This is a genomic window from Streptomyces sp. 8P21H-1, from assembly GCF_013302945.1.
Map to the genome: position 1 here is coordinate 1 of NZ_JABTYA010000166.1, position 11311 is coordinate 11311.

Consider the following 11311-nt stretch of genomic DNA (forward strand, 5'->3'; position numbering starts at 1 on the left):
CGTGAGCGCACGGGACCTGGCCCGGCCGGTGCCGGAGCTCGCCCCCGGCGACACGCTCGCGCACGCCGTCGAGCAGCTCAGACAGCACCGGGCCTCGCTCGCCGTGGTCCGCGGCGCGGACGGCGGACTGACCGGCCTGGTCAGCCTGGACGACCTGCTGGCCCGGCTGATGGAGCCGCGGAGGACGCCGTAGGAGGTCGTAGGAAGGGGCCGGGCCCCCGCCGTGCACGGCGGGGGCCCGGCCCTCATGTGTCCCGCGGTGGAACACGCCTCACAGCGAGGCGAAGTCCCCTGCCAGCGCCGAGGCCAGACGCAGGTGCGGCTCGGCCTCCTCGGCGCGGCCCTGGCGCTGGAGGGTACGGCCGAGCATGAGGCGGGCGTAGTGCTCCACCGGGTCGCGCTCGACCAGGACGCGCAACTGTGCCTCCGCCCGGCCCAGCTGGGCCGAGTGGTAGTAGGCGCGGGCCAGCAGCAGGCGGGGGCCCGTCTCCTGCGGCACCTCCTCCACCAGGCTGTCGAGGACGCGCGCCGAAGCGGCGTAGTCCTTGGCGTCGAAGAACATCCGGGCGCGCTCCCAGCGCTCCGCGGCCGTCCCGTGGTCGTAGTACGTCGTGTCCACGTCTGACCTCCTTCGACGGGCAGAACCCCCCGGCTTTGTTGAATATTCCACAACCAGGCGGCGGGCCGCCGGGAGAGGGCGGGGGAGGGTATGACGGACCCTCTCCCGCGGGACTAGGTTGGTCGGCATGAGCAATCTCGATCGCGAGGCCGTCCCCTCGCCGTGCGGTGGCCGCGGCTTCGTGGTGGCGGAGCCGGTGCGTGAACTCCTCACCCCCCGCCGCGTCAAGCTCGGCGAGTCCAGCGAGGTCCGGCGGCTGCTGCCCAACCTGGGCCGGCGCATGGTGGGCGCATGGTGCTTCGTGGACCACTACGGCCCCGACGACATCGCCGAGGAACCCGGCATGCAGGTGCCCCCGCACCCGCACATCGGTCTGCAGACCGTCAGCTGGCTGCACGAGGGCGAGGTGCTGCACCGCGACTCCACGGGCAGCCTGCAGACGATCCGCCCCCGCGAGCTGGGCCTGATGACCTCCGGCCGGGCCATCAGCCACTCCGAGGAGAGCCCCAGGTCGCACGCCCGCTTCCTGCACGGCGCGCAGCTGTGGGTCGCCCTGCCCGACAGCGACCGCCACACCGAACCGCGTTTCGAGCACCACAGCGGGCTGCCCGTCGTGACGGCCCCCGGACTGCGGGCCACGATCGTCCTGGGCGGCGTCGACGGGGCGGTCTCGCCCGGTACGACGTACACGCCGATCGTCGGCGCCGACCTGGCGCTGGAGAGGGGGGCCGACGTACGCCTGCCGCTGGAGCGGGACTTCGAGTACGCCGTGCTGTCCATGTCCGGCGAGGCGCACGTGGACGGGGTGCCGCTGCTGCCGGGATCCATGCTCTACCTGGGCTGCGGCCGCACCGAACTGCCGCTGCGGGCCGAGTCCGACTCCGGCCTCATGCTGCTCGGCGGCGAGCCGTTCGAGGAGGAGCTGGTGATGTGGTGGAACTTCATCGGACGCTCCCAGGCGGACATCGAGCAGGCCCGGACGGACTGGATGAACAGCTCGCGCTTCGGCGAGGTGAAGGGCTACGACGGCGATCCGCTCCCCGCGCCGGACCTGCCGCCCGTGCCGCTGAAACCGCGGGGGCGGGCGCGCTGACCAGGTTGGATGCTGCGGTTGCTGGCGGCAGGGCCACGGTCCGGGACGGCCTTGGGCGAGGCGCATGCGGATGCTCTCCGGTGAACGACCATGCTCGGCGCGAGGACTTCGGGAGCGCGCGGCACGTCGAGGGTCTGGTCGTCCGCGGGCAGGTCCGGCAAACCCGACGCCGACCCGACGCCGACTCCACTGACGCGTAATCAGGCAGGTTTTCGCTGAGTGCCTCGGACGTCTTCAGGATGGCTTCCGCGGTTCGTGGACGGTTGTGTCAGCGCGCCGCGGCGGTCAGTCCGTCGCGGTGGATGCGGGTGTGTTCGGCGACGCGCCGGCCGAGGTGGCGGGCGGTGTTCAGGTCTGCGTCGTGGACCTCGGGTGTGTCATTGAAGCTTTGTGCGCCGGCGCCGAGGTAGAAGCCGAGGCGGTTGTCGTCCTGGGGGCTGGAGGTGGTGGTGTTCCAGCCCGGCAGGAGATTCAGGCTCACCCAGAGCATTCCGTGCTGGGCCGCCAGGAGTGCCAGGTACTGCAGGGTGTGCAGTTTGTCGCCGCTCATGGAGCCGGAGTTGGTGAATCCCGCCGCGAGCTTGTCGCTCCAGGCGCGGGTCATCCACCGCTTGCTGGTGGCCTCGGCGAAGGCGTGGAATGCCCCGGACGCGGTGCCCATATAGGTGGGAGTGCCGAAGACGATGGCGTCCGAGGCGTCCATCAGTTCCCAGTCGGCGTCGCTGAGGGAGGCGACGTCCACGCGGTGGACCCGGGTCCCGGCGACGGAGCGTGCGCCGTCCGCGACGGCCGTGGCGATCTGCGCGGTGTGGCCGTAGCCGGAATGCGACGCGATGACGATCGAGATGTCGGACATGGGGTGTTCCTCTTCTGCCGCGATGACGGCGTGTTCGGTGGCGTCGGCGGACGACGAGCTGCCTGCTGCGACGGTCGGCCGCACTGCTCCACGAATGAGGGCCGGTGGCCTCGGTCGGGGTGTGGTGCACGCCCAGCCCCGCGGACCGGCGCTGCCCACCAGCAGGCATGTATCGCCGTTCCGGTTGAAACCGTATCACTGATCTATCGGTGATATGTGAAATCGGATATCCTTGTTCCATGAACGAGGGACGGCGCGCCGCGCGGCGCCAGGTACTGCAGGTGGCGGCCGAGCTCCTGGAGGAGGGCGGCAGCGAAGCGGTCTCCACGCGCGCGGTCGCCGCAGCCGCGGGCATCACGGCCCCCGCGCTCTACCGGATGTTCGACGACAAGAACGGGCTGCTGGCCGAACTGGCCGCCTACGGGTTCGAGATGTACCTGGCCGAGAAACTTGAGGCACTGGCGCTGACCCCCGACGACCCGATGGCCGACCTCTACCGCGGCTGGGACCTGCACGTCGACTTCGGACTGCGGCACCCGGCGTTCTACGTGCTCATGTACGGCACGGTGCAGCCCGGCCGGCGGCCCCCCGCCGCGGACGAGGCGCACGCCCTGCTGGTGACACTGCTGCGCCGCGCGGCCGAGGCCGGGCGCCTTCGGGTTCCGGTGGCACAGGCGACCCGCGTCATTCACGCGGCAACGACGGGTGCCACGCTGGCACTGATCGGCGAAGCGCCCTCACAGCGGGACCTGACCACTTCGGCACGGCTGCGGGACACCGTCATCGCCTCCATCACCACGGACTCACCCGCCTCGTCCGGGTCGGACCTGGCCTCGCGCGCACTCGCCCTCGACGCGGCACTGGAAACCGCACTCAGCACCGGACCCCCTGCCGCGGGCGCCGGGGTGTCCCTGAGAGGTACGGAGACAGCTCTGCTGCGCGAATGGCTGCAACAGTTGGCGGGCTGAACCGGGCACGTGCGGACCGGGGCCGGGCTCGGGCTTCCGGCCGCCGGTGCGGCCCAGGACGCGACCGGCGGCCGGAGAACTTCAGCAACAACGCGAACCCCATCTTCAGCCGACCGAGCAGACAGGTCCCTGACCAGGTTTCATGCCTTGTGGACTGTGTGGTCGGCGCAGGTCTGGCGGGAGGACCGATGCCGGAACCGCAGACGGGAACCTGGGGCACCGGAGATGCCGGTCCGCGTCGCCGGTGTCCGCTGGAGCGTCGGGGAGTGCTTCCAGGCCGCCAAGGGCCAGGTCGGTCTGGGATCACTACCAGGTGAGGCACCGGACCTCCTGGCACCGGCACATCACGCCCGCCGTGCTCGCCCTGGCCTTCCTGACCGTCCCGGAGATCCGCCACCTGCTCGTAGCCGTCTTCGACCCACCGGCGACCCCGCTGGACAGATGACGAAACCGTGGACGGAGCCGCGGAAGTTCACGTACCGTGTGGCCCTACGCCCCGAGATGGACGGAAGGAGGCGAGTGCCGTGCGGTTCACGTCTTTCCAGCGCTCCCTTTCCCGCTGTCCCGGCGTGGTTCGCAACTTCTGACCGGGAGCGCTCCCAGCAGCCTGTATCCCGGAGGAATCCATGACCGATCCGGTCATCCGCGCGCTCTCCGCGAGCGACGCCCATCTCTTCGACGCTCTCCCCGACCCACTGGGCACCCGTGAAGGCCATCGGCGTACCCGGTTCCGCCCCGACTGGAAGCGCGTCGCCCTGCGCGACGGCGAGGTCGTCGCACGCGGCGCGTGGTGGGGCGGCCCCGACGACTCGGAGCCCGTCAACATCAACTGGTTCGATGTGGCCGAGGGCGAGGAGGAGGCGGGGGCCCAACTCCTGCGCTCTGCCCCCTGGCAGGTCGAACTCGAGATCAACCTGCCTGGCGGCTGGCGGGACAAGCCCGACCTGCGCCCCGCGGCCGAGGCACGCTTCGCCGCCGCACGAGCCGCCGGGTACGAACTCCTGGTGGAACGCTTCCTGTACCGCTGGACCCCGGAGCGAGGTCTGCCCGAGCGGCCCGGACGCCTGCGCTTCAGCGCCGAACCCGACGACACCGTGTTCTTCGACGCGTTGCGCCGCATCCACTCCGTCACCCTGGACGCCCACGCGCTCAAGACCATCAAGGAGGGCGGCCTCGATCAGGCCGCCCAGGAGGAACTCGACTTCTTCCACTGGTGCCCCTCCCCGCGGGAGTGGTGGCAGATCGCGCACACGCCGGAGGGCGACCTGGCCGGCATCCACATCCCGGCTCACAACCCCTCCGGGCCGACCATCGGCTTCATCGGAGTCGTCCCGGAACAGCGCGGTCACGGCTACGCCTACGACCTCCTCGCGGAGTGCACCCACTTCCTCGTCGGACAGGGCGCGGAGTTCGTCAGCGGAGCGACGGACCGGGGCAACTTCCCCATGGCCGCGAACTTCACCAAGGCCGGCTTCCCCGTCGTCAGCGAGCGCATCAACTTCCACCCGGCGGGCCAAACGGCCTAGCGGTCGATCCGAGGGGCTGCCGCGGGCACGGGCCCCGGCGCAGCGGTCCGGGTGCACGGCCTGCGAGAGATCGTCAACGCGATCTTCCACGTCCACCGTGTTCCTTCTGCTGCTGCTCCGTCTGCGTCAGCTCGGAGTCGTCGTTGTCGTCGGCGGTCCGGACGTCGTCCAGGCTCGGCAGCCCCTGCGCAAGCCGGAGGACCGCCTCGATGCTGTCGGCCGGCGGCGGTCCGTCGGGAACCGCTTCGGTCCGGGTGGCGGTGGCGGCGCCCGTGCCGGTCCCGCAGCCGTCGTTGCCGAGGAGGTCGTCGAGCGCGCCGTACGTCGCCATCAGGCTGTCGCTCCCATCACTCCGACCTCGACGCTCCACGATCGCCGGCGGAGCCGAGCTCAGGAACCGGCGAACGTGTCGGAGCCGAGCACCTTCAGCAGGGCGAGCTTGTCGTAACTCTCGGTGCCGGGCGTGGCCGTGAAGATGAGCAGTGACTGCCCCTGATCGGGGTCCAGCAGCGTCTGACAGTAAAGGTCGATCCGCCCCACTTCGGGATGGACGAAGCGTTTGGCGCTGCTCCACCGCAGTCCTATCTCCTGGCGGTTCCACAGCTCGGTGAATTCCTTGTTGTGCCGCAGGTCGGCCACGAGCGCGGCGGCCGGCGACCCGGGGCCCTGCGCAGTGGCGACAGCGCGCAGGACGGTGACGTAGATGCGGCTGTGCAGGTGGTGGTCGTCGGGCAGGTAGCGAGCGCGGGCGGTGGGATCGGTGAACCACCGGTAGAGGGCGCTGCGTGCCGGACCGGTGTGATGCGTCTCGTCGCCGAGCAGGGCCACGGCGGGCGGCGTCTGCTGCAGCGTCTCCCCGACCGGACTCATGATCTGGGCCGGGGTGTCCTGGAGCCGGTCCATGACGCGCAGCAGCCCGGGACTGATGTGCGTGTCGCGCAGATGCCGTGGTTGCAGGCGGTGCCCGCACAGCAGGAACAGGTGGTCACGTTCGTCCGGGGTCAGGCGCAGCCCCCGGGCGATGGCTGCGGCCATCTGCTGGGACGGCTGGGATCCGCTGCCGCGTTCCAGACGGGCCAGATAGTCGGACGACATGTCGCACAGCTCGGCGACCTCCTCGCGGCGCAGCCCGCTCGTGCGGCGGCGAGCGCCCCGGCGCAACCCGACATCCTCGGGTTGCATCGACTCCCGGCGGCCTCGCAGGAAGGCGGCCAGGCCGTCACGGTCCAGTGTCGTGTCCACCATCGGGATCCCACCTCACATGTCGTCTGCCCCGACCTCATCGTCGGACAGGTCGGCGGTGGTTAGCCACGCCCTGCCGTTCAGTGGCTGAGCAGGTCCTTCATCCGCCGGCACGGAAGGCTTCCACTGGGTGACAGCAGAGATCGAGCACGCAACATCTGGAGGATGTTCCTCATGGCCACATGGACTGCTGACCAGCTGCCGGACATGATCGGCAGGACGGTCATGATCACCGGTGCAAGCAGAGGGATCGGACTGGTGACCACCCGCGAACTCGCGCGGGCCGGCGCCCACGTGGTGCTGGCCGTGCGCGACGTCGACAAGGCACGCCGGGCGGTGGCCGGTATGCGCGGCACCTTCGATGTCCGCCAACTCGATGTCGCCGACCTGGACTCGGTGCGAGCGTTCGCGCAGTCCTGCCCCGGCGGGATCGATGTCCTGATCAACAATGCCGGAGTGATGGACATCCCGGCGGCACGTACCGCGCAAGGCCTGGACGTGCAGACCGCGACGAACTACTTCGGCCCGTTCGTGCTCACCGACCTGCTGCTGCCCAAGCTGACCGACCGCGTGGTGATGGTCTCCAGCCAGCTGCACCGGTTCGCGAGGCTGAACCTCGACGACCTCGACTGGCGCACCCGCAAGTACAACCCGCTGGCCGCCTACGAGTCCTCGAAGCTTGCCGTCATTCTGTTCTCGCTGGAACTGCAGCGCCGCCTGACCGCGGCAGGCAGCCCCGTCCGCTCGGTCGTCGCGCACCCCGGCGTCGCGCGGACCGGACTGGTCACGCACTCGAAGCTCAACATCGTCAACCGGCTGCCGTTCCTGGTCCAGGACGTCGAGCAGGGAGCGCTGCCGCTGCTGTACGCGGCCACGCAGGACGTCCCCGGCAACGCGTACGTCGGCCCGGACGGTCTGTTCAGCTTCACGGGCTACCCGCTGATCCGCAAGCCCAGCCGGGCCGGCCAGGACCCGGCCCTCGCCAAGCGCCTGTGGCAGGCCACCGCCGCTCTCACCGGAACCGGCGCCTGACCCTGCGGGGGACCGCCGGCTTTCCGTTCGGTTGAGCGTCCAGCCGCGGGTGAACCGAACAGCGACTCGTCACGAATGTCGGAGGAGGTTCGCACGCAGCACCTCTTCGAGGTTCAACTCCACCTCGCGCGTGTGAGCCCCGGCTGCGAGTGCCGCCCGGGCAAGCTCTCCAGAGACGGGGGTGAACGTTTCGCCGAGCAAGCGGTCCTCCGCGCGCAGTGCGTCCTCGAGCGTGCCGTCGGCCGCGTCGATCGCTTCGGTGGCCGCGGCGCGGACACCGTCGGGCAGGGTCGCGATGGTCCGTGCGACCCACTCGACATATTCGTCCAGTTCCGCGGCGGGCAGAGCTCGGTTCACCCATCCCCACCGCTCGGCGGTCGCCGCGTCGACGAGCCCACCTGTCAGCACGATCTCGAGAGCGCGAGCGCGACCCACGAGGCGGGGCAGGTGGGCCGTTGCACCGGCTCCGGGGACGATGCCGGTCAGTGTCTCGAACTGGCCGAACGCCGCGGTTTCGAGGGCCGCGAATCGCAGATCCAGGCTGGAGAGCAGCTCGGCTCCGCCGCCACGGGCGAGTCCCGCGACCTTGGCGACGGTGGTCTGGGGCAGACGCCGCCAGCGTTCGTGAAGCCGCATCATCGGGCCCGTCCCGACAAGCGTCTCCTGCGCGACCGGGAGGGCGGCGTAGGTCGCGGGGTCCTCCACGAATGACAGGTCGCCGTGCGCCAGGAAGAACTCCGGATTGGCGCTCTGGACCACGATGACGTGCAGATCGGGATCATTCTCGGCCGAGGCGGCGACCGCGTCCAGGTCGAGCATGAGCTGCGCCGTCATCAGGTTGACGGGTGGAACATCGATCGAGACCCAGAGCACCCCGTCCTGGCGCTTGACATGGAGGCTGGGCAGGGACTGCTCGGTCATGGGATTCCTTCGGGTTGACGGTATCTCTGGTATACCTGGCGCATGACAGGTACTTCAACGAAACCTGGTATCCGCGAAGATCCGGCCGGTCACGGGATCATCGTCGGCCCGCAGCGCGAGCTCCTGGATCAGCTGCTGGACAAGTGGGGTCACCTGCTGCTGGCCGCGTTGTGCCGGCAGCCGCGACGCTTCAACGAGCTCAAGAGGGAGCTCGACGGGGTCACCCAGAAATCCCTGACGCAGGCACTGCGACGGTTGGAACGCAACGGCCTCGTCGAGCGCCGGGTACTGACGCAACGCCCCGTTGCCGTGGAGTACCGGATCACGCCGCTGGGTCGCACGCTCGAGGAGCCCTTCTCGATCCTGCGCACCTGGACCGCCGACCACCTCCCCGAGGTCGAACGACACAGGGCTGCGTTCGACGAAGGCGCGGACACCCTTTAGCCGGCGACTCGCGTCAGCAGCCTGCGAGCCACGAGTAGGACGTCGCTCTCGCGCAGCCCGGCACCGACCCCTGTCCCGGTCTTGCAGACGCTGAGGGTCGTCAACGTGGCGACAGCCGGCGAGGAGCGCCTCGCGTAGCCCGGTGGCCGCCTCCTCGTCGTCGGCCTGCCGGACATCCGGGCCGAGCTGAGGGAAGTGGTGGCCGTCATCGAGTCGGATGAGGGGTGCTGCGGAGGGCACAGGTCGTCTCTTCCCGAAGACGTGGAGCCCGCGGGGCCGCACCGCGAAGCGCCAGGCTGCCAACCGCGGCCGAGCGTGAGGGCCGGCGGCACCGTGGTGGAGGCACTGCCGCAGCCGTTCCGATTGTCCTTCAAGCACGTTGCCGGCCCTGGCGAGCACACACCTGACCTTCTGGCCGTCCTGCCGGGCGGTGGCGTGTGGAGGGCCGGTGTTTTCCTCGCACACATGTACAGGGCCAGATGCCGCCGCGATGGTAATAACAGGCCCTTCGGGCTGCTTGTGCCACCACGAGCACCGATCGCACCGCGCGGCTGTGGGACATCGGCCTTCCCGCGCGTGAGGAGGAGGCGATCGACAGGATCTGCCGGTCTGTGGGCCGCGATCTCACGGCGGACGAGCGCGCCTGGTATCTCAAAGGCATGCCCTCGGCTCCGGCGTGCCGGCAGGTGGCGAACACCTCGTGATCCGGCACGGGCCGAGCGGTGCGGCTCCGGAGGATCGGGCGGAGACGGTGGTCCCAGCCGATCTCCCGCACCCCGCGCCCCGCACCCCGTCCTCCGTCCGGTGCCGCGGACGCGTGCTCCGGGAGCGGCGGTGTCTAGCGGTCCGCGGAGGCGGGGGGAGCGGTCCGGGGGACGGCCGTGCGGCGGGTCAGCAGGCGCAGGCAGGCCAGCGGGCGGTCGCGTACCGGGCGGCGGGTGACCGCGGCGCCCCGGACCTTCACCGATTCCAGGCGCTGGTGGTGCAGGTCCAGCACGAAGCGCATCAGCCGCCGGTGCTCCGCGGGGCAGTGGTCCAGCAGGACGCGGGCCTCCCGGAGCGTGGCGTCCGCGGTCCGCGCGGTGGCCGCGATCAGGGCCCGTACGCCGGGCAGGTCGCGGCCCCGTTCGAGGTCCTCGCGCGTGACGCCGTACTGCTCCAGGTCGCTCATGGGCAGGTACAGGCGTCCGCCGCGCAGGTCCTCCGCGAGGTCGGTCAGGATGTCCGTCCGCTGGGCCGCGTCGGCGAACAGCCGGCAGCCCGCCGCGAACTCGGCGCTGCCGCCGCCCTGGTGGGCCAGACCCGAGGTGATCATCAGGAACGGCCAGGTCAGCCGCTCCACGTACCGCTGGTAGTCCGCCTCGGTGGCGAAGCCGGGGAAGTCGAGGTCGATCCGCGCGCCGTCCAGGTACGCGTCGACCCAGTGGCGCGGCAGCTCACGGTCGGCCGCGGTGTGCAGGAAGGCCCGCAGCAGCGGGTGCCCGGCGCTTCCCGAGTCCAGGGCCGCCCGCACCCGCGCGTCCCACGCGTCGTAGCGCCGGGTGCGCTCCCGGACCGTGCCGCGGTCGCAGACGTCGTCGGTGAACGACGCGAACGCGTACCCGGCCAGCGCGTGGGGCTGGTGGGGCGCGGGCACCATCAGGCGCACCGCCAGATAGCCGGCCGGCTCCCGCCGCCGCATGAACCGCGCGGCCTTCATGTAGTCGTCGCGCAGCACGCCCCGGCTCACCCCGGCCGTCTCCAGGCACTTCCGCCAGGTCCGCACGTGTTTCTCCCCTGCCACCGCCGCCGCGCACCGCCCGTGCCGGAGCGACGCACGTTATCAGCCATGTGATCTTCGGCGGACGGCAGGTCCGGGGAGGTCAGCGCCTCCTGCGCAGGGTGAACGCGGCGCCCGCGGTGATCAGCAGCCCCGCCGCGCCGCCCGCGACGAGCGGCAGGGCCGGGGCCCGGTCGCCCCCGCCGGAGACGGGGGAGGCCGCCTCGCCGGGTGTGCCGGACAGTGTCTGCGTCGGCCGGGCGGGCGTGCTCGCGGCCCCGGCCGGTGACTCCGGCGCGGCCGGGGTGGTGGTCCCCGCGGCGGCGGACTTCGTCGGCTTCGCCGTGGGCGCCGGTGCCGTGGAACCGGTGGCTCCGGCACTCTTCTTCCCCGCGGCGGGGAAGACCACGTCGGAGCACGAGTAGTAGGTGTCCGGTGTGCTCGTGTTCTGCCAGACCGTGTAGATCAGGTGGCGTCCGGTGCGGTCGGACGGCAGTTCGGCCCGGATCCGGTAGGCGCCGTCCACCAGTTCCGGGTCGGTGGCCGTCGCGAAGGGCTCGGACGGCAGGTCGGACCAGGTGAGCGGCTTCGCCGGGTCGTAGCCGTCCTTCGTGAGGAACAGCCTGAACGTGCCGGTGTGCGGGATCGTCGACCGGTACGTGAGCGTCAGGCCGGCCCCGGGGGCCAGCCGGGTCGAGGGCCAGTCGGTGCGGGGCAGGTCGAGGCCGCGGTAGGCGGCGAGGCCCCCGCTGCACAGCCTGCCGTCGGGGACGACCTGCCGGTCCCGGCCGTTCACACCCGCCAGCCGCAGGTTGTCGAAGGCGGCGACGCCCGAGGCCGCGGCGGCCCGG

Annotated in this window: 13 protein-coding genes and 1 pseudogene; 7 read left to right on the top strand and 7 right to left on the bottom strand. The window is 71.1% G+C overall.

Annotated elements, in window-relative coordinates; translation table 11 throughout:
* The coding region (locus HO151_RS02735) for a CBS domain-containing protein (protein ID WP_173894524.1) at positions 1–193 on the top strand (193 nt) is incomplete at its 5' end.
* 78 nt (positions 194–271) lie between these two features.
* Here the strand turns inward: HO151_RS02735 and HO151_RS02740 are convergent.
* Positions 272–619: a tetratricopeptide repeat protein gene (locus HO151_RS02740; protein WP_173894525.1), complete on the bottom strand. Its 348-nt coding sequence runs from the start codon at positions 617–619 to the stop codon at positions 272–274.
* 127 nt (positions 620–746) lie between these two features.
* On the opposite strand from HO151_RS02740, the gene HO151_RS02745 reads away from it, so the two are divergent.
* Positions 747–1712, top strand: a complete 966-nt coding sequence (locus tag HO151_RS02745; protein WP_173894526.1) for a pirin family protein — start codon at positions 747–749, stop codon at positions 1710–1712.
* Between the two features lie 268 nt (positions 1713–1980).
* Here HO151_RS02745 and HO151_RS02750 read toward each other — a convergent pair whose 3' ends face one another.
* Complete coding sequence (locus HO151_RS02750) at positions 1981–2568, bottom strand: flavodoxin family protein (RefSeq protein ID WP_173894527.1); 588 nt, start codon at positions 2566–2568, stop codon at positions 1981–1983.
* A gap of 239 nt (positions 2569–2807) precedes the next feature.
* Between HO151_RS02750 and HO151_RS02755 the strand changes: the two genes are divergently transcribed.
* The 3 genes and pseudogenes from HO151_RS02755 to HO151_RS02760 all read left to right on the top strand — a co-directional run bounded on the left by HO151_RS02755 (position 2808) and on the right by HO151_RS02760 (position 5062).
* On the top strand, positions 2808–3536 hold the full coding sequence (locus HO151_RS02755; protein WP_173894528.1) for a TetR/AcrR family transcriptional regulator: 729 nt from the start codon (positions 2808–2810) through the stop codon (positions 3534–3536).
* 231 nt (positions 3537–3767) lie between these two features.
* A pseudogene (locus HO151_RS07250) lies at positions 3768–3981 on the top strand (IS701 family transposase); the annotation flags it as partial.
* A 181-nt stretch (positions 3982–4162) separates the two neighbouring features.
* Positions 4163–5062 (top strand): GNAT family N-acetyltransferase, encoded by a 900-nt coding sequence (locus tag HO151_RS02760; protein ID WP_173894529.1) that lies wholly within the window; start codon positions 4163–4165, stop codon positions 5060–5062.
* 73 nt (positions 5063–5135) lie between these two features.
* On the opposite strand, the gene HO151_RS02765 is transcribed toward HO151_RS02760, so the two are convergent.
* A complete protein-coding gene (locus HO151_RS02765; protein WP_173894530.1) occupies positions 5136–5393 on the bottom strand; it encodes a hypothetical protein in 258 nt (85 codons plus the stop codon).
* Positions 5394–5452: 59 nt separating this feature from the next.
* On the bottom strand, positions 5453–6307 hold the full coding sequence (locus HO151_RS02770; RefSeq protein WP_173894531.1) for a helix-turn-helix transcriptional regulator: 855 nt from the start codon (positions 6305–6307) through the stop codon (positions 5453–5455).
* Between the two features lie 171 nt (positions 6308–6478).
* On the opposite strand from HO151_RS02770, the gene HO151_RS02775 reads away from it, so the two are divergent.
* Entirely contained in the window at positions 6479–7336 is an 858-nt protein-coding gene (locus HO151_RS02775) for an SDR family NAD(P)-dependent oxidoreductase (protein ID WP_173894532.1), read from the top strand.
* A gap of 69 nt (positions 7337–7405) precedes the next feature.
* Here the strand turns inward: HO151_RS02775 and HO151_RS02780 are convergent, their stop codons facing one another.
* Positions 7406–8257 carry an enoyl-CoA hydratase/isomerase family protein gene (locus HO151_RS02780; RefSeq protein WP_173894533.1) on the bottom strand — a complete coding sequence of 284 codons (852 nt, stop codon included), beginning with the start codon at positions 8255–8257 and terminating at the stop codon, positions 7406–7408.
* A 42-nt stretch (positions 8258–8299) separates the two neighbouring features.
* On the opposite strand from HO151_RS02780, the gene HO151_RS02785 reads away from it, so the two are divergent.
* Positions 8300–8701 (top strand): helix-turn-helix domain-containing protein, encoded by a 402-nt coding sequence (locus HO151_RS02785; protein WP_173894534.1) that lies wholly within the window; start codon positions 8300–8302, stop codon positions 8699–8701.
* A gap of 838 nt (positions 8702–9539) precedes the next feature.
* Here the strand turns inward: HO151_RS02785 and HO151_RS02790 are convergent.
* Both HO151_RS02790 and HO151_RS02795 read right to left on the bottom strand, forming a co-directional pair.
* A complete protein-coding gene (locus HO151_RS02790) occupies positions 9540–10466 on the bottom strand; it encodes a squalene/phytoene synthase family protein (RefSeq protein ID WP_173894535.1) in 927 nt (308 codons plus the stop codon).
* Between the two features lie 97 nt (positions 10467–10563).
* Positions 10564–11311: lytic polysaccharide monooxygenase (locus tag HO151_RS02795; protein WP_173894536.1), on the bottom strand; the 748-nt coding region annotated here is incomplete at its 5' end.

Bases quoted from the DNA above. Each gene is read 5' to 3' on its own strand.
- HO151_RS02785 (WP_173894534.1), top strand. From the start codon at position 8,300: ATGACAGGTACTTCAACGAAACCTGGTATCCGCGAAGATCCGGCCGGT.
- HO151_RS02765 (WP_173894530.1), bottom strand. From the start codon at position 5,393: ATGGCGACGTACGGCGCGCTCGACGACCTCCTCGGCAACGACGGCTGC.
- HO151_RS02780 (WP_173894533.1), bottom strand. From the start codon at position 8,257: ATGACCGAGCAGTCCCTGCCCAGCCTCCATGTCAAGCGCCAGGACGGG.
- HO151_RS02745 (WP_173894526.1), top strand. From the start codon at position 747: ATGAGCAATCTCGATCGCGAGGCCGTCCCCTCGCCGTGCGGTGGCCGC.
- HO151_RS02770 (WP_173894531.1), bottom strand. From the start codon at position 6,307: ATGGTGGACACGACACTGGACCGTGACGGCCTGGCCGCCTTCCTGCGA.
- HO151_RS02750 (WP_173894527.1), bottom strand. From the start codon at position 2,568: ATGTCCGACATCTCGATCGTCATCGCGTCGCATTCCGGCTACGGCCAC.
- HO151_RS02755 (WP_173894528.1), top strand. From the start codon at position 2,808: ATGAACGAGGGACGGCGCGCCGCGCGGCGCCAGGTACTGCAGGTGGCG.
- HO151_RS02775 (WP_173894532.1), top strand. From the start codon at position 6,479: ATGGCCACATGGACTGCTGACCAGCTGCCGGACATGATCGGCAGGACG.
- HO151_RS02760 (WP_173894529.1), top strand. From the start codon at position 4,163: ATGACCGATCCGGTCATCCGCGCGCTCTCCGCGAGCGACGCCCATCTC.